Origin of the sequence: Enterococcus sp. AZ048 (assembly GCF_051715125.1) — a bacterium.
GTDB lineage: Bacteria > Bacillota > Bacilli > Lactobacillales > Enterococcaceae > Enterococcus_A > Enterococcus_A gilvus.
The window spans coordinates 1-23,742 of sequence record NZ_JBIOTD010000003.1; the positions used below are offsets into that span (position 1 = coordinate 1).

Sequence of the window (23,742 nt, forward strand, 5' to 3'; positions counted from 1 at the left end):
AAGAAATGAAGGAAAACGTGGATGAATACGGCTATTCAACGTTAGATGGCCAGTTAAGCCAGCCTTTTGAAACTGACAGTTTGCCAATCACTAGAAGGTTTGGCTATGAGGTCAGTAATGATAAAGCCGTTCATTTTGGCAGCATTGAAGTTGAAACAAATCAAGATTTAGATTTAAAAGCACCTATGAGTGGAAACGTGAAGTGGTATGAAGACCAAAAGAAAGTCATTATCACTGAAGAGGGCGAGCGTGGTTCTCGACTGATTTTGACAGGGGTCTATGGTAAACGCCAGGAGAGCGGTTCGGTCGTTCAAGAAGGAGAGTTGGTCGCCAAAGCAACAGGTAGCAAGTTGACGATCTCTTACGAAAAATATGACGAGGATAAAAAGACAATGCGGCGGGTGAACCCCGCTTTTTATTTTCCCAGTGTTTCTTATCGACAAAAAACAACCGTTTCTGAACCTTTTGATCCTGAAGGCGGCGAGTTAGAAAATGCCCGTTTCCTTTACAGTAAACTCACAGAACAAGGCTACAAATTAGAAGGTATTTGCGCTATGTTAGGTAATTATTCTGTTGAGAGCAGTATCAATCCCAAGCGAGCGGAAGGAGACTACCTGTCGCCCCCTGTTGGAGCGAGTAAAGACTCCTGGGATGATCCCGCATGGTTAGCGATTGGCGGTATGCAAATTTATGGCCGGTATCCAAACATAGTCCATCGAGGCTTAGGGCTAGGGCAGTGGACAGATACGGCCGATGGTGGAACACGACATACGTTGCTGGTGAATTTCGCCAAAGAAAAAAAGAAAAAGTGGTACTCGCTAGGCTTACAGATGGACTTCATGTTAAATGGTGACGTTCCAGCATATCGAACGATCTTCAAGCAAATATTGAGTGGAGAATCAGGAAGCAGCGTGGCTGAATTGACCCGCGACTTCTTAGTTCGTTGGGAAGGAAATCCTGGTGATAAGCTGCAAGCACGAGTAGAAGCAGGTGAAAAGTGGTACAAGTATTTCAAAGAGAATCCAGATAGCGATCCAGGAGGAAGCACTGGGAAATATATTCTACCAATTAGTCCACCAAATATTAGTTCTGGTTTTGGCTGGCGATCGATGGGAGATTACCATCGAGGACTTGATTTTGCACATCCACAGGGCACACCAATCAAAGCGATCGATGGGGGCACTGTTATCACAGCAGAATTCCATTACTCCTGGGGAAATCATGTCCGAGTAAGACACGATAACGGACAAACAAGTCTTTACGCTCATTGTTCTGCATTAAAAGTAAAAGTTGGCGACAAGGTGAAACAAGGCGATATCGTTGGTTTAGTAGGGAATACCGGTAACAGTTTTGGTGCGCATTTACACTTAGAAATTTCAAAATCAACTGATTTATCAGTCGCGAGCTTACTTGATCCGGCGGTTGTTTTAGGAATCAATAAGTAAGAAAGGAAAGAGATATGTATAACGAAAAAAAGGTCAAAATTATTAGTCGTTTGGCGATTGTTGCTTTGCTGGTTGCCGGAATCTTAACAGGTTTCGGCATCGGCCAGCTGACCAGTAAATCTGAGAATAAAACAGAAACAAAAGCTTCGTCTACTGCCAAAAATACGATTGAAGAGAAGACGAAAAAGAATCAACTCAATACAAAGGATGTAGAGGCATTCTTGATCGCTTATTATACGAAAAAGGATTTGTCAGAAAATCGTTCAAGGTATAAACCCTTCATGACTAAATCGATGTATACACAAGAAACCGATATAGAGGATCTACCCATCAATCAAGCATACAAGGGTTATGTGGTCAATCAAGTGTTTGATGAAGCAGACGTTTATATCGATAGTGAGAACCTGGTTGTATTAGTTGACGTTAAATATCATAATACCCAGCTAGTGGAAAAAGGAACGACTGAAGGGGCGTTGGTAGATACGCCTGAAACGCAAACACTGAAGCTTACATTTATTAAAGAAAACGGTCGTTTTAAAGTCAATAATATTAATCGTATTTTCTTGACAACTACCGGCGAAACGGCGAGAACGAATACTTATGAAGATGAAGAGGAAAACGAGACAAAAGAAAGCTCTAAGACTGAAGACAGTCAATCAACGAACAACTCTTCAGAGACAACCGAAGCGGTTACAAAAGAATCAACGGCGGCTTCTCAAACACAAGAATCAAAAACAGAATAGGAGAGGTCATCTTTTGGGTAAAATTGAAGATCTACAAAAAAGACGTAATCGTCTGGCCAAAGAATTAGAAAAAGCGGAACAAACCCTTAAAAAGCAAAACGAGATTTGCAAAACAAAACGGGCAACGTTAGAACAGCTGGATATGGATATTGTTTCCCAACTATTAGTTGATAAGGGAATGGATATGAAGGACTTAATGAATATGCTTGGAAACAACAACGCTGCGGTGTCACCCTCTTCAAATGGAAAAGTCGTTAATGAGGAGAACCATTCAAATTTAGGAGGACAATCAGATGAAGTTTAATCCCCTTTCGATCGTTAAAAAGAAGTATAGTTTTGAATTTTCAGATGATTATAATGTAGAAACACCTGAAAAAATGAAAGATGCTATGGATCTTATCTGTTGGGCTGAAGAAGAAAATGCTCGTCATTTAGAAGAAGATACTTCCGGCTCAGTAGTGATCATCAAACAAAATAAAAAAGGCGTTGTGTTGTACGGGCAACGTATAGAATTTCCGATGGATTTAGAAACTGATTTTGATTCGTTGATGGAATCCTTTTATACGCGAAAAGTAATTCCGTTCGATCAAACACTTTTAAGTAGTTCTAATCAGAAAGAAACGGCTTTTGTTGCACCACCAACGCCACCATTTCCGCCTCTAAAAGACGTGGAGCAAAATGATAGTGAGGCGGGCTATGCAGCTGTTCCTACTATTCGATCAACTGAAGAGCCGGTTGAAGAAGAAAAGGAACAAGTTACTTATCAACCAAGCGACATTCAAGAACTGATTGCTCTTCAAAAAGAGCAACAAGAAGAAATCCGACGATTAAGGCAACAATTAGAAGAAAAAGAAGCTAAAAATAGTACAAGCGAGCCGGTTTCGCCTACAGTAAGTGGGTTAGTGATTGAGTCTGTTGTAGAAGGTAAAGAAAATGCGGTTCAGCTAGGGGTACCAGGGGAAGGAAAAGCAGTATACGGATCTGCGGCGGCGTCCAATTTAACCTTCCAAGAACGTATGGATCTGTTCATGCTAGACGAAAAGAAAAAGATTGAAGCTGAGATTGTAGCAGCCGACAAACGTTCAATCATAGAGTCATCAATTACAGCGAAATTACAAGCTGAAAAAGACGCTGCGGTTAGTAAAATGGAATTTGATTTATTTGATCAACAAACCAAAGCAATCGAACAAGAAGAGAAACGTCATGCTTTAGAAATGGAACGGATTAGAAAAGACTATGATAATCAAATTTCTGCCAAAGCGCTTCTTTTAGATGAAAAATACAAGAATAAAGCGGAAGAAGAGATCCGCACCGAGTACAATAAACAAACAGAAGCCCTAAAGAAAATATACGACAAGCGGATGACGGAACTGAAAGAACGTCAAAAAGAGTTGTCTGCTAAGATGATGGAGAATATCGAATCAAGCTTCAGCTCGTTAGACTTAAACATCGATGAACCAAGAGAACAAAAGAAAGAAAAAGAAGAAATTCCGGATATTACCGATTTTCAACGAATTCGAGTTGGAGAATAATTGAAGATGCTAGTCCTATAGAGCTGCCAGCAATGGCAGCTTTTTCTATTTGGAGGTGACGAATGGATCAAAAAGAATTAGTTCATTCATTATATATAAATGGTGTAAGCACGATGAAAACACTCCTAGAGACGTTACTGAAAGTAAGCTCTGAAGTGGAGTACATGGGGAAACAAATCCATGAGAGATATTCACCTAGTGAAACAAAATTATACAAATTGTTGAATCAAAAAGATCCTATCAGTGTTCAATTTCTATCCCAAAAAGTTGATTTGAATAAAGTAAGAGAGCATTTGGGGAAACACAATATCTCATTTGCTTTTGAAGAAGATCCAAACGGTGTCCGGCTGTATTTTAAGGTGAAAGATGAACGGATGATCGCCCAGGCATTACAGCCAATCATCAAAGAAGCAGCTGCTGACTTAGGTTCGTTTTCTAAGAAGGTGTTGAAAAAACCAGGAACTATGAGTTTCAAAGAGAAAGTAGCTTACGCACAAAAACACCAATCAAAATACCAGGGATCAATCAAGAAAGCACCTACAGTCAAAGCACCCGTAAAAAGCTGATGGCACATTTAGCTTAATGAATTCTATAGAAAGAAGGGGAACAAATGCTATTTGTCGTTGAAACCATTGAAGACAATGAAAAGAAATATAGTGTAGTGGAATCAGAGTCGCCAAAAGGAGCCATGCTGCTAGACGGGTTTGATTTGCTACAAAAGAAAGGTGATACACCTAATAAGGTAGAGAGTTCTATTACTGGTATTTATGAGGTTGCTCAAACGAACCATTTATTAGAAATGTCTCGAAATGCGGAAGTGCATAGATTTTACCGAGAAAGAATCAAAAATCTAGGGTTTGATTCATCGACTTTCAAAAAATTGGAATAAAAGGATCTAATATTGTAACTACTAAAAAAAGAATAGAGGGAATTAAATGAAGAATTACTTAGATGATTGGAGAAAGATTGAGGGATCACTGACTGAAGAAAGAATTAATAGTATCCCTTATTGTTTGGAAAAAGATCATTTATTTAGAATCAGAGAAATGTTGTCTGAAGAGGGTTTTGAATCAGATGAATTCTTCATTAGGGAAAATCCAGCGCTGGGTGTCTACATTGTGTGTAGAGAAAACCAAGAGGATTATTTTACGATTCATGAAGAAAATGGGAATCTTACTCCGATATATATTACGAACGATTTTGACGAGAATGGAACAAATTGTTTCCCATGCAAGGAAATAACAAAAGCCATAGCGTTGAATGAATGTTGAAAAAGTTCACAAAATAAAGGCGGTGGAATATGCAAACATATAAAAAGTCGTTAACCCCCTATTTGATCCTATCCGCAGTTTTGTTCGTTCTTTTTTATACAATCAGTAATTGGCTGTTTTCCTTTACGAATGCTGATATAATTGAAGTGATCAATTTTGCTTTTTCTTTAGATGGCTTGAATGATCTCGCTAGTAATTTCCATATTTACCTATTGATGTTTAAACCAATCTCGTTAGCTGCTGGCTTAACGGGATTTTTTTGTGGTCTGCTAGGTTACGTCTACAAGAATGATAAAGGTATTTATCGAAACGAGGAAGAACACGGATCAGCGAGATTTGCCAAGGTTGAAGATATGGAAAAATACGCTGATAAAGAAGAGGAATACAATATCATCCAAACTGAACACGCTCGTATGGGGATCTTGAATGAACGTCTTCCAATTGCGGTTCAACGAAATAAGAATACCTGTATCTTCGGAGATCCAGGTTCCGGTAAAACACGCTTTTATGTAAAGCCGAACTTGCTTCAAATGCAAGGCAGTTACATTACTACTGATCCTAAAGGCCTGCTTGTTCGTGAGACGGGGAAAGCGTTAGAGGATGCCGGATATAAGATAAAAATATTTGATCTAGCTAACCTTGCTAACAGTGATCATTTTAACGTGTTTAAATACATTAAAACGGAGCTTGATGTTGATAGGGTACTAGAAGCAATAACTGAAGGAACCAAAAAAGGAGATAAGCAAGGTGAGGATTTTTGGGTCAAGGCGGAAGCGCTGCTTTCAAGGGCGTTCATTGCCTATCTGTGGTTCGACGGCCAAGACAACGAATATTTACCCAACTTATCAATGATCGGGGATATGCTGCGGTTTACGAAGCGTAAAGACCCTAAAATACCTAGTCCGGTCGAACAATGGTTTGAAGAACAAAATGAACTTCATCCGAACAACTATGCTTACAAGCAATGGTCACTATTTAATGACTTGTACGAATCAGAAACAAGGGCCAGCGTTCTAGCAATCGCTGCGGCTCGGTATTCCGTATTTGATCACGAGCAAGTCGTGGATATGGTTAAAGAAGATACGATGGATATTGAGAGCTGGAACGAAGAGAAAACAGCAGTATTTATCACGATTCCAGAAACCAGCGATTCCTACAACTTCCTGTCAGCTATTTTCCTTGCTACGGCAATGGAAACTCTGCGGCATAAAGTCGATAACATTTTATCCGGCGCGCAATCTTTGGCACCAGGTAAATCCTTGCTGCATGTACGCTGGATTTTAGATGAATTTGCCAATATTGGGAGGATTCCTAATATTGATAAAGCCCTGGGAACGTTCCGGAGTCGGAATATGTCAATCGTGATCATTCTTCAAGCGTTAGATCAGCTGAAGAAGATGTATGAGAAAGGCTGGGCTTCGATGGTTACACTTTGTGCGAGCTTGTTGTTCCTGGGCGGAGAAGAGGAAGCAACAATGAAGTATCTTTCCCAACGAGCCGGAAAACAAACGATCACGATCAGAAATACGACAGAACAAAATAGCCGAACATCTGGCGGATCGATCAGTAAACAAAAGCAAGGCCGAGATTTGTTGACACCGGACGAAATAGGCCGAATGAATGGTATGGAGTGTCTTTTGTTTGTATCTAAGGAATACGTTTTTAAGGATAGAAAATATCCGTTGGAAAATCATCCGAAAGCACATTTGCTAGGTGATAAACCAGGAGATCCTAACTGGTATAACTACAAGCGATATAGAAACGAAGCGGAAGAATTGTTGGATAAGATCACACCAGACCAACTCATCGATCACGGAGTGATTTATTCTGATGCAGCATAAACATATTAGAAAGCAGCTTAAACAAGCTGCTTTTTAATTTTGTAGAAGCAGAGGTGAACTAAATGAAGAAAAATCAAATTATGAGATCCCATGCTGAACGAGAAAAACTATTTGCTGAAGCGAAAGGGAAAAATATTGTCGATGTGGCCACAAGTTTAGGAATGGGGCTAGTGCGGCAAGGAAGAAATTACTGTTGGGATCAACACGATAGTTTTATGATCGATACCAAGAAAAATTTCTTCTATTGGAATTCGCAAGGTTTTGGTGGAGATCCTATCAAATTAGTTGAGACGATTAAAGAATGCAGCTTTAAAGAAGCAGTCAATTATCTTACTGGAACGGATATAGCAGCGGCGAAGATTGAGAACTCGCCACAGAAACCCTTCAGCTACTTTTTAAAGGATCATAAAACCTTTTCGACTGGCCGGAAGTACCTTACTGAAGAACGTTTGCTATCAAACGAAACGATTGATCAATTCCTGTCCGCTGGTGCACTCGCTCAAGCAACTTACAGAGATTTCAAAACGAATAAAATTCAACCTGTGATCGTTTTTAAATCAATGGATCAAGAGAATCGTATCAAAGGAATGACTGTTCAAGGTGTTTGGGAACAAAAAGGTGAAGAACGACCTTATTTAAAGAGAACTCATGGTGACGGATTTTCAGGCTTCATCATGAAAGTTGGCCAGCCACCGAAAGCGAATGAATTGTCTGAAGAACGCCCATTAAAAGTAATCGCTTTTGAAGGGCCGATAGATTTAATGAGTTATTACGAGCTATTCAAAAACACGATTGATCATGCGATTTTGGTTTCAATGAACGGGTTAAGAAAAGGCACAATATCAAAATGTATAGTCAATCAATTAGGAATAGAAATGAAAGAAGCAGACAAACCGGACTTTTTGGATGATTTAAGCAAGAAGAGTAAACCAAATAAACTCATACAGATTGTGCTTGCTGTCGATAATGATCGAGCCGGCAAGAATTTCATTTCTGATTTTGGCGTTCAGTCATTTGAAGTTACGCCACAGGTGCCGGCGCTGCTGGAAGGCGAAACGAAATCGGATTGGAACCAGGTGTTGCAACGGATAAAAAAGCCTGAAGAGAAAATCTTTAATGCTCGTATCAAACAAGCAGTGACAGCGAATAGGGAAAAAAAGAAGCCGAGAATCAACCGGACTGTGCCTCGTGGAGAGACAGAATCAACAGAAAGAATCACTCGTTCAGTTCGAATGAAATAAGTAAAAATAGGAGCGATACTATGGAACCCAAACAAAAAGAGTATATGGAAGCAGCTTCAGAGTGTGTGTCAGCACTAAACAAAGTCATCGAGCAAAAAGAGGTTCAGCAGCAAGCTTCCCCGATTGACAATCTGACAGCTGAAGAACCGAAAACATATGTGACGAAAGAGGAAATCGATTCAATTTTAGCTTCCCATTTTTCTAAAATCGAGGCTCTTATTGGCAACTATGAGAAGCAGATAGATGGACTGCCTGAAGCAACGACAAAAGAAGAGCTTGAAAAGAAGTCCAACGGATTCTTAACTAGAATAAAGGAAGCATTTAGTGAATTTAATGCTGTTGTGAAATATTTGATTGCAGACACAACGGACGATATACGCCTATCTATCAAAAACGGGATCAACCAAAAATTCTTGAATGTTAGTGCGAAAATGCAAAATCTAGGTGCTAAAATCGACAAACGTTTTGCGATCGAAGAAAAAGTTGTCAGAGTAGATCCACGAGTTGCTAAACAAGGAGGACAAAGTGGAGAGCAAGAAGTTGAAAAGGTTCGAAATGAAAACTCCAGCAAGACAAATGAATTTGTAGGGAAAATAGAAAAAGTCGTAAATGCTTATATTGATTGGGATAAAAATGCAGTCGGGTATTATGCCGATATTGAATTTGCTAACTTGAAAGAATTTTACTCAAATAATAAACAGGATATAGAACTGAATGAAGTCACAACACCAATAATCGAAGTGATAGAAAGAAACATACAAACATTAAAGGATTTTGAACCTGTTGAACGAGAGTATGAAATGGATGGAGAGAGAGTAGTTGAAGACAATGAGTACGAGGGCCACTTCAATATCGATGTAGAGAGCGTAAAAGAAATTTATAACCAGAGCATTAGTCAAAAAGACATCAATCTCACGAATAATGAGAAAGCTAAAGAGGAAGAAACACAAAATTCTTCAAAGAGCCCGGAAAGGCTATTTGATTTTGGTCATGTCGCTGAAGTTGCTTTCAATAAACGAGCGGCCGATCCAGAGCATAATTGGGAAGCACATACTAAGCGGTTCGGAACGGAAGATTTGGATAAAGCCTGGGAAGTCTTTCTGAAGGATGCCTGGGGGATAAAAGATAATTTGTCACTTGTTGGAAGTTCAGAACTTACCGAAACTTGGGAGAAAGAATACTATGATTTCTTTTACGAAGGCGGAAAAGAAGCATACGATGCAATGAAAAAGGATGGTACGCCATTACAATATACAGAAGCAGCAGTGGAGAAATTTCAGACTCTTTATGATGATCATATGGCCAAAGCCATGCAAGAAAATTTGACCAATGAAGTTGGGGCAAAGGAACAACCGATTCATAATGAACAGGCACCAGCGGAAGAGCTTACACGTCCTCCTTCAGACGAACCTTTGCCGCATGAACAACAAAGTTCTAGGCCTAAGAATAAGTTTGAAGAAAGAGTCATGAAAGCAACTGAGTTGAATAAGTTGATCGAAAAGAACGTTGAGAAGTCAACAGACAAACGAGCGGTTAATGAAAGCCCAAGGATGAAATAGAAATCCTATAATTGAGAATTAACTACATTCGTGCTATACTGAAGGGGCAAACGATCGAACATTTGAAACACGTAAGCCCTGGAGAGGTAGGATTCTCCAGGGCTTTTTTCGTGGGCTGATGTCGCCTTTTTTAGTTTTACTTCTTGCTTCGGTTATTCAGCCAATAACTGAATAAGGAAACGATTATTCCGACAAGAAGGGGGCAAACGAACACGTCGAACATTCAAAACACCTCCTTCAGTCGCTAAGACTTGTAGGAAGGCGACGCTTCATTTTATCACATAAAATAAGGACAATGAGCTAAAACTATTCATGAGTACGTGTGTCTCTCACGCGTACTTTTTTTGTTGGATTTAAAGAAAAAAAAGAAGCGAACCTAAAAGGTTCGCTCCCGAAGATGCCTTACCTAATGGAACAGTCAAGGCCTGTTCTGCCTGTACATCTTCAGCAACCTAACTATAGCAAAAGGAGAAAACAATGTCAATTTACCAGCTAGTTACCATTAATCAGCGGTTTATCGCTGAGACGATCGCTCGGACTGGAAGCGAGCAATTACTAGATAAAGTCGCTCGAAGTTTTGTTGGATTGTATAGCCAGGATGAAAACTGGTACATTCCTTTACGGGCAAATTTGGGAAACAAAAAACCTGAAGGGGCATACTTTGAAACACCTTTCCCCACTAACAATCCTCACTTCAAGCGACCGGGATTAGACTATCAAAAGTCGATTTTTGTTCCAGCTGAGTACACGATAGAGATCAGAAACACGCTGCCAGAAGAACAATCTGCTCTCATTTTTTCGAAGCAAGACGAAATTAGAGAGTCGTTCGAATCATATGTTTTAAGCTTGGATCGGCTCGATAAAAAATCTACGAACTATCAATTTTCAACCGTGCCGCTTTTTCCGGAGGGGATACAACAAATCAAAAAGATGCAAGACGAGGTGAAGAAATCAATGAACAATACATCAGAAAAAGGAACAATGAAACAAGAGACACTCTTCAATCATTTGAATGATGTGGCAGCGAAGAAAGAAGAAAATGGTTCTACTGTTGTTGAGATCCCCGATGTTCAAAACGAAAAATCAATTCAAGAGACTATCAAAGCAAAAGATTACAAAGCCCTGTCCGCTCATTTGAAGGAGGGGGTTTCTTCCTATTTAGAAACCGATCTCTTCAAAAACTATTTGAATTTCGTTTCGAAATTCCATAAATATTCTCAAAAGAATGTCCGTTTATTGCTTAGTCAGAATCCCGCTGTTTCTCGTGTTGCTGGTTTCAATAAGTGGAAAGAAGTAGGGCGAACAGTTAAGAAAGGATCAAAGGCGTTGTACGTTTATGCTCCGGCTTCAGCAATCAAGAAAGATAAAGATGGAAAGCCGATCAAAGATGAAAATGGAAAAGTTGTGAAGGAAACCTACTTCTTTCTTACTCCGGTTTTTGATGTTAGCCAGACCAGCGGCGAACCGATACCAAAACCGATTCATGAATTGGAAGGCAACTTTGAAACGCCGGAGCAATTCGTCAAGGTGTTCAAAGCGGTTGAGGCTATTTCACCGGTGCCGCTAAAAATTGAGGAATTCCCTAGCAGTGCGAATGGCTATTATCATAAGGTCGAAAAGGAAATTGTTATCAATACTGGACTAGGCGAATATATGACATTGAAGACAATGATTCATGAGATCACTCACGCAAAACTTCATGCAGATTCAACAAGTTCGTTTGGAGATCCAACGTATAGCCAACAAGAATTCGAAGCGGAATCGGTCGCCTATATCGTCAGCAACCATTTGGGAATCGACACAAGCAGCTACTCCTTTGGCTATCTAGCTTCATGGACGGAACAAGGAAAAACGATTGATTCTTTTACTGAGTCGTTGGATAGAATTACAAAAGAAGCGCAACAAATCATCGAGTCATTGGACAAGTCGTTAGCTCTATCTTTCGCAATGGCAGAACCAGCCAACAAGTTTGAAGAACGAATTGCCAGGGCACAAGGACGATTTGTGGAACCTAAAAAAGCAGAAGAGAAGCAAGTTGAAAAAGTGCCGGCTAAGAAAGAAACCAAGGAGGTCGAGCCGCCGAACCCAAAAGAAAAGAGTCTTCGACTGACTCGCTAAATGGACGGCTGAGGACGACAAACCAATCGCTTTTAGACAAAATAAAGAAACCTGAGAAGGAGAATTAAGAAAAAATGCCAATGAAAAACGAAACGATCGTACACACGCTTTCGCAAATTTTATTAGTTGATCCTGCAAGTGAAACACCGAGAATCCATAATAAAAGGAAATCTATTTCTAAGCGACAATTGATTCGAAGATTAGAGTTGCTGGTTCAAGAAATGGAAGAATTAGAAATCGAAATCGATCTTACTGAATATAAAGAGACAATCGCACACTTGAAAAAAATTAAAGCGACTCATGAATACAATGAGTTGATTCAAGAAGTCGTCGATAGTTATGATCCGGACTTTGGTGTAACGATCGAACGGAAAAACGAACTGAAAATCGTCAAAGAGATGACGAAAAAGGAAGAAATCGAGTCACAAGAAAAACAAAAAAGTAAACGGTCGTCTGTTTAGAATGGACACTCGCTTCAGTGAAGCGGAAAAATACGTCAAAAATGGTCAAATGAACGTCAGTGAAAGTCAGTCGTTCAGCAAAAGGGGGATTGGGGGAACCCCCAAACATTTAGAAAGGAGTCGTCAAAATTGACGGCTCTTTTGTAAAATATAGCGAGTGGGTACCCACTTGCTCTGCTCGCAAAAGGGTTAGTCTACCGTTCCTAGATTTGCGGAGTCAATAGGAAAAGGAGAACTGAAGATGGAAAAAGAACCTAAACGCAAAAGACCAATTCAAAAAAAAGTCCGCTTTAGTCAAGAAGAATGGGGCTATCTGAAAAATAAAATAGACCAAAGTCCGTACAATAATTTTCAAAATTTTGCTCGAATCATGTTGATTACCGGCGAGATCGTCCATGTCGATTACTCGGAGCTGCGAACGTTGAACCAGGAAGTTGGCCGGATTGGAAACAACGTCAATCAAATGGCTAGACTTGCAAATCAGTTCGAAGAAATATCCATCGATGATGTTGAACAGCTGCTTACTGATGTGCAAAATTTACAAATCATGGTTTCTTCAGCATTGAAAAAGGAAATGCAGAGAGGGAGATAAGATGGTTTATACGAAACATTTCTTTATCCGGTCGTTTGATCATTTGAAGCAAGCGGAGGACTATATAAAGAATGCCGGCAAGACGACCATTCAAAAAAGTGAAGACAACGATCATTTAGGAAATTTATTTCCGTATCTGATCAACGAAGATAAAACAATGAGTAAAAAACTGGTGTCTACTTTTGGCATTGCTTCAGTCGAAAATGCGGCGGATGAATTCTCCGCAACAAAGTTGAATGCAGTAATCGAAAGAGGAACTGATGTCGAGATCGATTTAAAAACGGGAAAACCTAAGTCGCTAGAACTGAAGCAGCTTGAATCGGGAAATAGAATTTTGGCACATCATGTTATCCAGTCGTTCTCACCAGAAGACAATTTGTCGCCCGAAGAAATTCATGAGCTAGGACGAAGAACGATTTTAGAATTGACTGGTAATGAACATGAGTTTGTTATCTCGACTCATGTTGATCGCGAACATATTCATAATCACATTTTGTTTAATTCAACAAACATGATGGATGGAAATTCGTACCGTTGGCTGAAGAGTACAAAAAGAACTTTGGAGAAAATATCAGACAAACACGCAGCAAAAGCAGGCGCTAAAATTATAGAGAAGTCGCCAAAGAATTCTCACAAGAAATATACGATGTGGCAAACGGAATCGATTTATAAAAGTAAAATTAAGTCGAGGTTGGACTTTCTTTTGGATCATTCTTCCAGCATTGAGGACTTCAAAGAGAAAGCAGATGCGTTGTACTTGCATGTAGATTTTTCAAAAAAATGGGCAACGTATCGTTTGCTAGATCATCCACAAATCAAAAACACTCGGGGTCGGAGTTTCACGAAGAGAGATCCAGAAAAATATAATCTTGATCGAATTGAAACTCGATTAAAGGAAAACACTGCAACATTTACAGTTGAGGAAGTTGTCGATCGTTACGAGGAAAAAGAAAATGAGATCAAGAATGATTTTGATTACCAGGTAAAAATAGAAAGCTGGCAAGTCGATCATGTGACCACAAAAGGAATTTATTTGAATGTCGATTTTGGTGTCGCTGATCATGGTCAGCTGTTCATTGGGGGATTTAAAATTGATCAATTAGAAAACGGAGATTTTAATCTCTATGTAAAAAAGGAAGATATATTTTACTTCATGAACGAGAAGAATGCCAATCGGAATAAATACATGACAGGAGAGACGTTGGTCAAACAATTGAGTCTCTACAATGGAACCGTACCTTTGAAGAAAGAGCCGGTCATGTCAGAATTAAATGAAATTATTTCGGCAATCAACTTTCTTGCGGATCATGATGTTAGTAACGGAAAGCAGCTTCAGCAGCTGGAAGTCAAATTGGATCGTGCGCTGCATGAAGCAAAGAATAAACTGATTGAACTTGATGGGAAAATCATTGAGCTGAATCAAGCAGCGAAGGATCAGTTGTTGGGTAAAGATCCTGACTCTGAAGAGATTGAAACATCAGGAGACTATCAAACGATTCAGAAGGAGCTTGCTTCAGTAAAATTGAGTCGGTCAATTCTAAATGATCGCTTTGAAGAAATCGTTGGAGAGATTGAAGCGTATCGTGAAATCCGATATGTGGCAGAAAAACCAGAAGAGAAGAATCGTCCTGAGCATGGTGTGAATAAGAAGTAACAAATGACCCGGCCTCTTTCAGCAGCTTTTTCTTTTTCGTTCAGCCAGGGCGAGCCGCCCGTTTATTTTTGAACCACTAAGCGGCGGGGGCGGTGGGAGCTAGTGAGTGAAAAAATAAAAAAGGTTCTGTTGCAAAGTTTTAAATAAAGAATAAAATCCCTTACGGTATCTATGATTTAAGCTGGGATTCCCAATAATATCTTGATTTCAGTACAGACCGAAAGCCCGAAGAGAGTGCCTTCTTTTCGGGTTTTCTTATATAATCCTCGGATGGCTTCCATGCCTTTAATCGTGGTAGAGGCAGTGCGTAAACTTCGATAGAATTTATTGCGTCTCTTTACTGGACGATGGTCTTGTTCAATCAAATTATTCAGGTATTTAATGGTACGATGTTCTGTCCCTTGATAAAAGCCGTATTCTTTTAGTTTCTTAAAGGCACTTGTAATAGAGTGGGCTTTATCTGTGACTACAACCTTCGGTTCATCAAACTGCTTCACTAACCGCTTAAGAAAAGCATAGGCTGCTTGTGTGTCCCGTTTTTTACGTAACCAAATATCCAAGGTTAAACCATCTGCATCGATGGCTCGATACAAATAATGCCATTTTCCTTTAATTTCGATGTACGTTTCATCCATTTTCCATGAATAAAAGGATTTTTTATTTTTCTTTTTCCAAATTTGATAGAGTAGTTTGCCATATTCTTGCACCCAACGATAAATCGTCGTATGAGAAACGTTAATGCCACGATCATATAAGATTTCTCGAACTTCACGATAGCTAAGGTTATAACGAAGATAGTAGCCCACGGCTACAATAATCACATCCTGCTGAAATTGCTTTCCTTTAAAATGATTCATCGTCATTCCTCCTGCTATCTTTTTCTATTATTCTACCTTATTTGATAGTAGATTTAAAACTTTGCAACAGAACCTATCCCCGAATTTGACTACCTGAAAAGCAACCTCAGTCGGTATCTCGAACTAGCAGGAGTGGGCATTTCCGAACCGCAGCTAAACGAAAATAAACGGTATGTAGATGGAAGCAAAAGTACAAGAACACTATGCGATTATTCCAACGAAGACATTGCCGAAGCTCAGTGATGTAACGAAAGACGAAAAAAACATTTATCTTCTGGTCTTGTATCGTACCCTCGTAATTTTTGAAAAGCCGTATATCTATGACGAAACCACCATTGATACAGCGATCAATCAGGTTCTGTTCCAATCAAAAGGGAAGACAGAAAAAGAGCGTGGATGGAAACGACTATATAAACAGGAAGAAAAAGACAAGGACGACCCACTTTTACCAGAAGTAACCGTCAATGATTCAGTGGCTTTCGCCCTTGAAACAAAGGAAGGGAAAACCCAACCACCCAATTACTATACAGAGGGCACACTGCTAACCGCCATGAAACATGTCGGACGGGCAATGGACGATAAAGACAGCAAAGACATTCTTAAAGAAACCGAAGGGATTGGAACCGAGGCCACTAGAGCCCGTATCATTGAAACCTTGAAGAAACAGGACTACATCACGATCAGTAAGAGTAAAATCTATGTGACAGAAAAAGGCGAATTGTTGTGCCGCATAATTGCAGAGGACGAAATCGCCAATGCCGGCATGACTGCCCAATGGGAATGCTATTTGAAAAAGATCCGAAGCCAACAAGGCACACAAGAAGCTTTTTTAGGCAGTATCGAGCGGTTTGTGCAGCACCTCATTGAAAAAGTGCCACAAAACTTCCAAGACAAAAAAGAAAACATTGCAGATGTAGCCGGTCATATGGAACAAGAAAATGTGATGGGTACGTGTCCGAAATGTCAAAACAGCGTAGTAGACAAAGGAAAAGTTTATGGCTGTTCGGGCTACAAAGACGGTTGCAAATTTACGCTTCCTAAAAGATGGAGCCAAAAAGCACTCACAAAGAAAAATGTCCAAGATTTATTAAGCAAAAGAGAAACGAGTTTAATCAAAGGGTTCAAAAGTAAAAAAGGAAGCAATTTCTCGGCAAAGTTAACGCTGAATGACGAAATGAAATTAGCTTTTGAATTTCCAAAAAAATAAAAACACAAGATCTAGACCTTGCCCCTTTTGGAAAAAAGGGGCAAGCCCCCAAAATCGTCTCAGTCACCCAGTTGTAATAGCCTAAAACTGAATAACACTTAAATAAGTCAAGAAACGGGTAAGTATTTTTTGGCAGACCACCAAAAAATCTCCACCCTCACAGTCCTTGACTTCTTTATTTTTGGCTGTGGGCTGTCGTCGCCGACAGTCAAACCAGTTGTAAAAAATATTTGCTATCTTGCCTGTCGCTAAAATAGTGTACCGCCAAAAAACGCTTGAAAGGAATTTTTCTTTTGCTCGCTTGTTGCTTTGTAAGAATAAGTAGCTATTCTGCAAATAACCCTAATATTTCGTATTTCTCTAAAAAACCAGTGTTTGAGAGGGAAGTTCTACGCTCATTTCAGATTGATCTATGGGTAACTATCCATGAAAATGCCTGTAAACCGCTCTTTTTTCAGTTTTTTTAAAGAGAGAGAAAATAAAAATAAAATACCAACTTTTTACGTATATTAATAACGAAGGACTTAAATATAGGATGATCAAAGGAGGCGTTCTTATGTATGAAGACGAATGGAGAGAATACTATGCAACCAAAAATGAGAGCATACATATTACGAGAAACAAACTCATTTTCCAATGCAATGAAGGAATCGCTCTGTCTACTCATAAAACGGAAATTGAAAGAATCATGCATGCATTGGCACTTAAACTCTTATTACTGGAGTTAAATTCATATGATTTTTAATCTGCAAAAAAGTTTATAGCACCGTCGCTTATACCAGAAAATATAACAAACGCCGCATTGTTTTTTTGTGCACTTTAATAATCTATTCAACTAAGGAATTAAGCTGGCTGTCAAGAGAGTAATATCGTATTGAATCTCAGGTGGAAATTTTCTGCGGTATCTTTTTTGACTGAAATGACATTAGTGTTTTTTGGGGATTGTGTATGTAAGTATTTTTTAAAATCATTTTAACAAGTTTTGGACAAAAATTCTCATGAAAAAACAGAATTTAAATAGCATGATAAATTAGAGAAGATAGTTTAATGTGCTTATAGGAACACCCCACTTTTACAGTCACAATCAATAACCTTGCTACTTTCTTTCGAAATTGATAAGATTCTAAAGGATTGACAACGCTTGATAGTGAGCATAAACTTAATGTACGCTAGTTAGTTTACAAGTGCAAACTAAAAAAGTATGATGTGTCGTCTCTGAAATTCTCCCTGATTCAAGTCATAACCAGAGTACATATCGGTTATTTTTTGATTCCATATTTTTTCCTTTATGTGCTGAGGATTAAGGGGTACCAATTGTAATTGCGCGTTATATGGTCTTTGTTTAGAATCGCTCTCCAAAAAGCCAATTTTTTGCATAGAATTTTAGATGTGGTACCATTAATTAGAATTATTATAAATAAGAAGTAGGTATCATTGTTTTAGTAAAAAGACTAGGAGGAATGGAAGATGGAAATAGACTACAAGGATCATGGGAAGAAGCCGTATATCATTAATATTGAAGACGCCACCACAGGAAATGATAATTACCGGACGACCATTTGGACAGGCAGTAAACTGCAAGTCACCGTAATGTCCATTCAACCGGGCGATGACATCGGTTTGGAAGTGCACGAAGGCATTGACCAATTTATCCGTATTGAAGAAGGAGAAGGCGTGTGTAAAATGGGGCCTTCTAAAGATAACTTACATGTTCAACAAAAAGTGATGGATGATGACGCCGTATTTGTTCCGGCGGACATGTGGCACAACATCGAAAACACCGGTGATAAGCCGCTCAGACTGTATACCATTTATGCTGGTCCAGATCACCTTGAAGGAACGGTTCACCCTACTCATGAAGACGCCAAAAACGATCCAAACGAACACTGAGGTACACTAGGATGAAACAAAAGCCCTGCACCCGTATGGATGGTCCACTGGTGCAGGGCTTTTTTATAAAGGAGAGAAGTGGTATGAGTGATTCATTGTTTAAATTAGAGAAGGTTGGTTTTCAGGCAAACGGAAACCAAATCCTTCAAGATATCTCTTTTACAGTAAACAAAGGGGAAGTGATTGTTTTTTCTGGTCCTTCTGGAAGTGGAAAAAGTACCCTTTTGAAATTAATTGGTACGCTGCTTTCCCCAACTTCCGGAAAAATTTATTATCGAGGTACGGATCTGCAAAAAATCGATCCTGTGGAGTATAGAAAAGAAGTCTCTTATTTCTTTCAAAACGCTTCTCTATTCGATGAGACAGTTCAAGAGAACTTGTCTTTTCCTGCCCGCATAAGAGAAGAAGGATTTGATCGGGAACGTGCAAAAAAATTGTTAGAACGAGTTCAAATACCTGAAACTTACTTATCGAAAGAGGTCAAGGAACTATCAGGAGGGGAAAAACAACGGGTTGCATTGGTCCAAAATTTGATGTATCAACCGAAAGTGTTGCTCCTGGATGAAGTTACCAGTTCATTGGACCAAGAAAACAGAGCGATTGTCCTTGATTTAGTCCGAGACATGATGAAAGACCAACAAACTACGGTGTTGGCCGTCACTCACAACCAGGAAGAAATCGACCAAGCTTCTCGTCTGATTACTATCAAAGGTGGAAAAATGGAGGAATCGAAATGACAAACAATTTGGAAATCAGTAATCTTTCTTTGCTTTTATCCTCTGTCCTCTTGATAGTTGCCTTGTTGATTGATTACAAAGAGAAATTGGGATTAGGAAACGACATTTTTATTGCGGGAATTCGCGCTGTCGTTCAATTATTCCTTATTGGATATGTATTGAGCTACGTATTACGAGTGGATAACAACTTTCTCACTTTAGCGATGGTTTTGTTCATTGTGTTCAACGCTTCTTATAACGCCCATACACGCAGTGAGGGGATCAACCGCTCTTTTAAAATTTCAACGACGGCTATTGGAGTAGGAACAGCCTTGTCCTTACTCATTCTTGTTTTTTCAGGAGTCATTGACTGGTCCCCTTCCCAAATCGTTCCAATTACAGGCATGATTGCCAGCAACGCCATGACTGCGATTGGAGTGACCTATCGGTCTTTGAATTCAAAATTTACGGACCAACGCCAACAGGTATTGGAAAAATTGGCATTGGGAGCCAATAAAAAACAAGCGTCCATGAGTATTGTAAGAGAAAGCGTCAAAACGGGCATGGCTCCTTCTATTGACCGAACAAAAACGGTTGGACTTGTCAGCCTACCAGGTATGATGTCAGGGTTGATTTTTGCGGGAATTGATCCTGTTCAAGCGATTCGTTACCAAATTGTTGTGATGTTTATGTTGATTTCAGTTACTGCGATTTCTTCGTTTATTGCTAGTTATATGGCTTACCGTGAGTTTTATAACAATCGCAGTCAATTAATTATATGATTTGGGATGATACACTACTCTTAAAACCAGTGGTTACAATTTTATGTAGTTAAAAGAAGACCTCACGAGAATAATTGCAAAAAGAACTTCATTTTTTAAGGAAGAAGGATATTTTTGTCATCGAATCTTTGGAACGACTAGGGCGAAACTATGATGAAATTTTTTATATAGTGCAGCAACTGGATTAAAAGGATATCGGACTGATTGTTTTGAACATGCCTATCCTCAACCAATGAGAACTTTCGACGAAATCATGTTCTAGAAAGAAATTTCTATCCAATAAGAATTCCAAATCATGGACACTATTATCAAAGAAGCTTTAATAGATAAAATATTCAAAGCAGATTCTAAAAAAGTCGATTCCACAAAATATACATGAAATGAAAAATGGAGGAATATAAGTGAACTTTATGTATGAAGTTAAAACAACTAAATCATTCCAAGCGGCAACAGAAGCATCTAAGGCAATTGATTAATAATTTAGTGATTGAAATTTATAAATATCAAGCTGAATCAGAACGTAAAAAAATTAAAGAAAGACAAGCCGAGGGTATCGTTTTAGCAAAGGAAAAAGGGAAATTCAAAGGAAAGTAATTTAAATTTAAAGAAAACGATCCACGGCTACAACATGCCTTTGATTTATTTTTGAACGGTTGTTCCGATAAAGAAGTTGAAGAAAAAACTGGAATCAATCGCCGAACGTTTAGAAGGTATCGATCAAGATATAATGTGACAGTAGATCAAAGAAAAAACAAAGAAAAGAGGGATAGTTAATGAGTACGGTTATTTTAGCTGAAAAACCAAGCCAGGCATTAGCCTACGCAAGTGCTTTAAAACAAAGCACCAAAAAAGACGGTTATTTTGAGATCAAAGACCCACTATTTACAGATGAAACGTTTATCACTTTTGGTTTTGGGCATTTAGTCGAATTAGCAGAACCAGGTCATTATGACGAAAAGTGGCAAAATTGGAAACTTGAATCTTTGCCGATTTTACCTGATCGATACGATTTTGAAGTCGCAAAAGATAAAGGAAAGCAGTTTAAAATTGTTGCAGAACTTCTCAAAAAGGCAAATACAATTATTGTTGCAACAGATAGCGACAGAGAAGGTGAAAATATCGCCTGGTCGATTATCCATAAAGCAAATGCCTTTTCAAAAGATAAAATATTTAAAAGACTATGGATCAATAGCTTAGAAAAAGATGTGATCCGAAGCGGTTTTCAAAATTTGCAACCAGGAATGAATTACTATCCCTTTTATCAAGAAGCGCAAACACGCCAAATTGCCGATTGGTTGATTGGCATGAACGCAAGCCCTTTGTATACGTTAAATTTACAACAGAAGGGCGTACAAGATACATTTTCACTAGGACGTGTTCAAACGCCCACCTTATACCTTATTTTTCAGCGCCAGGAAGCCACAGAGAATTTTAAAAAAGAACCTTTTTTCGAGGTGGAAGCTAGTATAAAAGTAATCCAAGGGTCATTTAAGGGCGTTCTAAGCCCCACACAGCGTTTTAAAACCCAAGAGGAGCTTTTAAGCTTTTGTTTCTTCTAAACAAGCTAAAATAGGCAATCAAGAGGGGATAATTGCTGATGTTCAAACCAAAGAGAAGAAAACGAATAGTCCGAGTTTGTTTTCTTTAAGTAGTTTGCAATCAAAAGTCAATCAGCTTTATAAAGCGACAGCGAGCCAAACTTTAAAAGCTATGCAAGGACTGTATGAAGCAAAATTATTGAGTTATCCAAGAACAGATACACCATTTATTACAGAGAACGAATTTGCTTATTTAAAAGCGAATTTTGGCAAATATAGCGGTTGTTTAGGACTTGATCTTGAAATGGTTCAAACAGAGCCTAGAAAGCGTTATGTGGACGGTAGTAAGGTACAGGAACACCACGCCATTATTCCAACAAAACAAGTACCTAACGAATCTGCATTAGCAAAAATGGACGATTTACAACGAAAAATATATGCTTTAGTCGTTAAAACGACCGTTGCCATGTTTTTACCTGATTACTTGTATGAAGAAACCAAGATACAAACGAAAGTAGCTGATTTGCTGTTTCAATGGATCGGAAAGACACCAAAACAAGAAGGTTGGAAAATTCTTTTCAAACAACAAACCAAAGAAGAAAAAGAGGACGTTCAAACGTTACCACTCGTTATCATTGGCGAACGTGCCGAAGTTGATGTTAAGAGTGTTGAAAAAGAAACGCAACCGCCAAAAGCTTTTACAGAGGGTACACTTTTAACCGCTATGAAAACGGCGAATAAAACGGTTGATAATGAAGAAGCAATAAAAATTTTACAAGAAGTTGAGGGGATTGGAACAGAAGCAACAAGAGCAAGTATTATTGAAGCGTTAAAACAAAAAGAATATATCCAAGTGATTAAGAATAAACTTGTTGTAACTGAAAAAGGAAAATTATTGTGCCAGGCAGTTGAAAGTCAGCACCTTTTAACGAGTGCTGAAATGATTTCCCATTAGCCATACGCAAGACTATTTACTCTACGAACTTGATTGAATCCTTTAATAAGCAAATCAAGAAATACAGCCACCGCAAGGAACAGTTCCAAAATGAAGAGTCGATGGAACGTTTCTTAGTCTCGTCTTTTGATACTCACAACCAAAAATTCCTAGGTCGCAGTCATAAAGGTTTCCAACAGGCCGAAGGCGAGCTCGAACAAATGCTGAGTCAACCGATGGAGAATTAGAAACAATCTACAGTAGGAAAGAACCATTTACACAAAATTATTGACGCTCCCAAGCTAAAACTCCTATTAATCGATCTACTAAAAATAAATAAAAAATTCTTTTCAATTTTTATTTATGGTATGACATAAATAAAGTAAAGTTATTCTTCTAGGTTAATCTTATTAATACTCTTTCTCACTAGTGTTGCATGGAACACTAGTGAGAAAGAGCATTAAATATACTGCAAGGCAAGACATTTGGTAATTGAAGAATAACAAGCAAAAAAATAGCAGTCAGGTCTCTTGACAAAGTATAGTTGCTATTCTTTTTTTAGGCCCTACTTTAATGAAATTTTTGTTTGGAGGGAACGACTTCATTCCTTTGATTATTTCAGTTGAATTTAATAGAGAAGCCTGGCGTCTATTAAGAAATACTTTTCTTGATGAGCGTCAATTTTTTTAACGGAAATCTATCCTATACTAAATTCAGTAAAGAAAAAGGAGGAATCAAAGAAAGCTATTTTAAACAAACCAAAATTATAGGAGGAATAAATCATGACTGAAAATAAAGCTACTCAAGAAAGAACACCCCAAGAAAGATTGCAAGAAGAACAAGAACACAAGGAACATGTTCATCATACGAAAATTAATGCAGCGGCCATTGCGGATCATCTTTTAGGCAACATGCATACATTACATGTGAAACTGCACCAATATCACTGGTATGTAAAAGGAGCCAATTTCTTTACGTTGCATGAAAAATTTGAAGAGTTGTATAACGAAAATGAAAAATGGTTCGACAAACTTGCGGAGCGTCTAATTACTTCTGGGCATAAACCTGCTTCGACAACGGTTGAATTTGAAAAATATTCGATGCTTTCGGAAGATGCAGTTAATAAATACGCTAAAGCAGAAGACATGGTTGAAAATATTATCGAGGACTTCAGAAGCACTCGTGACCTAACTATTCGCGCGATTCGTTTAGCTCAAGACGAGGGTGACGATGCTTTAGAAGATACATTGATTGCTTTTAAAAATGACTTAGACAAGAACATTTGGATGCTGCAAGCGTTCATTGGTAAAGAAGCATTAGAAGATGATGACGCTCTTGATGAGGATGAAGATTAAGGTAAA

At 38.7% G+C, this 23,742-nt stretch carries 21 protein-coding genes and 4 pseudogenes; 23 read left to right on the top strand and 2 right to left on the bottom strand.

What is annotated here, in order from left to right:
• The 10 genes from IGI66_RS18415 to IGI66_RS18460 form a co-directional block, all read left to right on the top strand.
• The coding region (locus IGI66_RS18415; protein ID WP_438849898.1) for a phage tail tip lysozyme at positions 1-1,445 on the top strand (1,445 nt) is incomplete at its 5' end.
• Positions 1,446-1,459: 14 nt separating this feature from the next.
• A complete protein-coding gene (locus IGI66_RS18420; RefSeq protein WP_010742439.1) occupies positions 1,460-2,188 on the top strand; it encodes a hypothetical protein in 729 nt (242 codons plus the stop codon).
• Between the two features lie 13 nt (positions 2,189-2,201).
• Positions 2,202-2,492 (top strand): hypothetical protein, encoded by a 291-nt coding sequence (locus tag IGI66_RS18425; RefSeq protein WP_010742438.1) that lies wholly within the window; start codon positions 2,202-2,204, stop codon positions 2,490-2,492.
• Entirely contained in the window at positions 2,482-3,720 is a 1,239-nt protein-coding gene (locus IGI66_RS18430; protein ID WP_010742437.1) for a hypothetical protein, read from the top strand. Before IGI66_RS18425 ends, IGI66_RS18430 begins: the two co-directional genes overlap by 11 nt.
• 62 nt (positions 3,721-3,782) lie before the next feature.
• The gene (locus tag IGI66_RS18435) at positions 3,783-4,286 is read left to right on the top strand and encodes a DUF3801 domain-containing protein (protein WP_114526118.1); all 504 of its coding nucleotides are present in this window, start codon (positions 3,783-3,785) and stop codon (positions 4,284-4,286) included.
• A gap of 44 nt (positions 4,287-4,330) precedes the next feature.
• Positions 4,331-4,609: a hypothetical protein gene (locus IGI66_RS18440; RefSeq protein WP_114526119.1), complete on the top strand. Its 279-nt coding sequence runs from the start codon at positions 4,331-4,333 to the stop codon at positions 4,607-4,609.
• A gap of 46 nt (positions 4,610-4,655) precedes the next feature.
• Positions 4,656-4,991, top strand: coding sequence for a hypothetical protein (locus IGI66_RS18445; protein WP_010742434.1), 336 nt, complete (start codon positions 4,656-4,658; stop codon positions 4,989-4,991).
• Positions 4,992-5,020: 29 nt separating this feature from the next.
• Complete coding sequence (locus tag IGI66_RS18450; RefSeq protein WP_090408147.1) at positions 5,021-6,832, top strand: VirD4-like conjugal transfer protein, CD1115 family; 1,812 nt, start codon at positions 5,021-5,023, stop codon at positions 6,830-6,832.
• A gap of 62 nt (positions 6,833-6,894) precedes the next feature.
• Positions 6,895-8,073, top strand: a complete 1,179-nt coding sequence (locus IGI66_RS18455) for a toprim domain-containing protein (protein WP_090408150.1) — start codon at positions 6,895-6,897, stop codon at positions 8,071-8,073.
• 20 nt (positions 8,074-8,093) lie between these two features.
• Positions 8,094-9,632: a hypothetical protein gene (locus IGI66_RS18460; RefSeq protein ID WP_071862926.1), complete on the top strand. Its 1,539-nt coding sequence runs from the start codon at positions 8,094-8,096 to the stop codon at positions 9,630-9,632.
• Positions 9,633-9,768: 136 nt separating this feature from the next.
• Here the strand turns inward: IGI66_RS18460 and IGI66_RS18465 are convergent, their stop codons facing one another.
• Positions 9,769-9,855: a type I toxin-antitoxin system Fst family toxin gene (locus tag IGI66_RS18465; RefSeq protein WP_114526121.1), complete on the bottom strand. Its 87-nt coding sequence runs from the start codon at positions 9,853-9,855 to the stop codon at positions 9,769-9,771.
• A gap of 254 nt (positions 9,856-10,109) precedes the next feature.
• On the opposite strand from IGI66_RS18465, the gene IGI66_RS18470 reads away from it, so the two are divergent.
• From IGI66_RS18470 to IGI66_RS18485, 4 genes are all read left to right on the top strand, one after another.
• A complete protein-coding gene (locus IGI66_RS18470; RefSeq protein WP_114526122.1) occupies positions 10,110-11,750 on the top strand; it encodes an ArdC-like ssDNA-binding domain-containing protein in 1,641 nt (546 codons plus the stop codon).
• A gap of 74 nt (positions 11,751-11,824) precedes the next feature.
• Positions 11,825-12,211, top strand: coding sequence for a hypothetical protein (locus IGI66_RS18475; protein ID WP_010742432.1), 387 nt, complete (start codon positions 11,825-11,827; stop codon positions 12,209-12,211).
• A 241-nt stretch (positions 12,212-12,452) separates the two neighbouring features.
• Positions 12,453-12,803, top strand: a complete 351-nt coding sequence (locus IGI66_RS18480; RefSeq protein ID WP_010742431.1) for a plasmid mobilization protein — start codon at positions 12,453-12,455, stop codon at positions 12,801-12,803.
• Between the two features lies 1 nt (position 12,804).
• The gene (locus tag IGI66_RS18485) at positions 12,805-14,457 is read left to right on the top strand and encodes a relaxase/mobilization nuclease domain-containing protein (protein WP_438849899.1); all 1,653 of its coding nucleotides are present in this window, start codon (positions 12,805-12,807) and stop codon (positions 14,455-14,457) included.
• Between the two features lie 176 nt (positions 14,458-14,633).
• Here the strand turns inward: IGI66_RS18485 and IGI66_RS18490 are convergent, their stop codons facing one another.
• On the bottom strand, positions 14,634-15,314 hold the full coding sequence (locus tag IGI66_RS18490) for an IS6 family transposase (RefSeq protein ID WP_438849900.1): 681 nt from the start codon (positions 15,312-15,314) through the stop codon (positions 14,634-14,636).
• Positions 15,315-15,392: 78 nt separating this feature from the next.
• On the opposite strand from IGI66_RS18490, the pseudogene IGI66_RS18495 reads away from it, so the two are divergent.
• From IGI66_RS18495 to IGI66_RS18535, 9 genes and pseudogenes are all read left to right on the top strand, one after another.
• A pseudogene (locus IGI66_RS18495) lies at positions 15,393-16,521 on the top strand (DNA topoisomerase); the annotation flags it as partial.
• Between the two features lie 556 nt (positions 16,522-17,077).
• Entirely contained in the window at positions 17,078-17,266 is a 189-nt protein-coding gene (locus IGI66_RS18500; protein WP_002311028.1) for a hypothetical protein, read from the top strand.
• A gap of 722 nt (positions 17,267-17,988) precedes the next feature.
• Positions 17,989-18,411 carry a cupin domain-containing protein gene (locus tag IGI66_RS18505; RefSeq protein WP_002307506.1) on the top strand — a complete coding sequence of 141 codons (423 nt, stop codon included), beginning with the start codon at positions 17,989-17,991 and terminating at the stop codon, positions 18,409-18,411.
• Between the two features lie 83 nt (positions 18,412-18,494).
• The gene (locus IGI66_RS18510) at positions 18,495-19,148 is read left to right on the top strand and encodes an ABC transporter ATP-binding protein (protein WP_438849970.1); all 654 of its coding nucleotides are present in this window, start codon (positions 18,495-18,497) and stop codon (positions 19,146-19,148) included.
• A complete protein-coding gene (locus tag IGI66_RS18515; protein WP_002318452.1) occupies positions 19,145-19,909 on the top strand; it encodes an ABC transporter permease in 765 nt (254 codons plus the stop codon). The genes IGI66_RS18510 and IGI66_RS18515 overlap by 4 nt, the downstream gene beginning before the upstream one ends.
• A gap of 459 nt (positions 19,910-20,368) precedes the next feature.
• Positions 20,369-20,683, top strand: a pseudogene (locus tag IGI66_RS18520) (recombinase family protein); the annotation flags it as partial.
• Positions 20,683-22,390 (top strand): annotated as a pseudogene (topB, locus tag IGI66_RS18525) (DNA topoisomerase III); the annotation flags it as partial. The pseudogenes IGI66_RS18520 and topB, both read left to right, overlap by 1 nt.
• A pseudogene (locus tag IGI66_RS18530) lies at positions 22,390-22,629 on the top strand (transposase); the annotation flags it as partial. The pseudogenes topB and IGI66_RS18530, both read left to right, overlap by 1 nt.
• Before the next feature lie 534 nt (positions 22,630-23,163).
• Complete coding sequence (locus IGI66_RS18535; protein WP_002292150.1) at positions 23,164-23,736, top strand: Dps family protein; 573 nt, start codon at positions 23,164-23,166, stop codon at positions 23,734-23,736.
• Positions 23,737-23,742: the final 6 nt, after the last annotated feature.

Excerpts from the sequence above, each read along its gene's own strand:
- IGI66_RS18450 (WP_090408147.1), top strand. The coding sequence starts at position 5,021 with ATGCAAACATATAAAAAGTCGTTAACCCCCTATTTGATCCTATCCGCA.
- IGI66_RS18470 (WP_114526122.1), top strand. The coding sequence starts at position 10,110 with ATGTCAATTTACCAGCTAGTTACCATTAATCAGCGGTTTATCGCTGAG.
- IGI66_RS18465 (WP_114526121.1), bottom strand. The coding sequence starts at position 9,855 with ATGTTCGACGTGTTCGTTTGCCCCCTTCTTGTCGGAATAATCGTTTCC.
- IGI66_RS18440 (WP_114526119.1), top strand. The coding sequence starts at position 4,331 with ATGCTATTTGTCGTTGAAACCATTGAAGACAATGAAAAGAAATATAGT.
- IGI66_RS18510 (WP_438849970.1), top strand. The coding sequence starts at position 18,495 with ATGAGTGATTCATTGTTTAAATTAGAGAAGGTTGGTTTTCAGGCAAAC.
- IGI66_RS18485 (WP_438849899.1), top strand. The coding sequence starts at position 12,805 with ATGGTTTATACGAAACATTTCTTTATCCGGTCGTTTGATCATTTGAAG.
- IGI66_RS18515 (WP_002318452.1), top strand. The coding sequence starts at position 19,145 with ATGACAAACAATTTGGAAATCAGTAATCTTTCTTTGCTTTTATCCTCT.
- IGI66_RS18490 (WP_438849900.1), bottom strand. The coding sequence starts at position 15,314 with ATGAATCATTTTAAAGGAAAGCAATTTCAGCAGGATGTGATTATTGTA.
- IGI66_RS18480 (WP_010742431.1), top strand. The coding sequence starts at position 12,453 with ATGGAAAAAGAACCTAAACGCAAAAGACCAATTCAAAAAAAAGTCCGC.
- IGI66_RS18420 (WP_010742439.1), top strand. The coding sequence starts at position 1,460 with ATGTATAACGAAAAAAAGGTCAAAATTATTAGTCGTTTGGCGATTGTT.
- IGI66_RS18475 (WP_010742432.1), top strand. The coding sequence starts at position 11,825 with ATGCCAATGAAAAACGAAACGATCGTACACACGCTTTCGCAAATTTTA.
- IGI66_RS18500 (WP_002311028.1), top strand. The coding sequence starts at position 17,078 with ATGTATGAAGACGAATGGAGAGAATACTATGCAACCAAAAATGAGAGC.
- IGI66_RS18445 (WP_010742434.1), top strand. The coding sequence starts at position 4,656 with ATGAAGAATTACTTAGATGATTGGAGAAAGATTGAGGGATCACTGACT.
- IGI66_RS18460 (WP_071862926.1), top strand. The coding sequence starts at position 8,094 with ATGGAACCCAAACAAAAAGAGTATATGGAAGCAGCTTCAGAGTGTGTG.
- IGI66_RS18535 (WP_002292150.1), top strand. The coding sequence starts at position 23,164 with ATGACTGAAAATAAAGCTACTCAAGAAAGAACACCCCAAGAAAGATTG.
- IGI66_RS18455 (WP_090408150.1), top strand. The coding sequence starts at position 6,895 with ATGAAGAAAAATCAAATTATGAGATCCCATGCTGAACGAGAAAAACTA.
- IGI66_RS18430 (WP_010742437.1), top strand. The coding sequence starts at position 2,482 with ATGAAGTTTAATCCCCTTTCGATCGTTAAAAAGAAGTATAGTTTTGAA.
- IGI66_RS18505 (WP_002307506.1), top strand. The coding sequence starts at position 17,989 with ATGGAAATAGACTACAAGGATCATGGGAAGAAGCCGTATATCATTAAT.
- IGI66_RS18435 (WP_114526118.1), top strand. The coding sequence starts at position 3,783 with ATGGATCAAAAAGAATTAGTTCATTCATTATATATAAATGGTGTAAGC.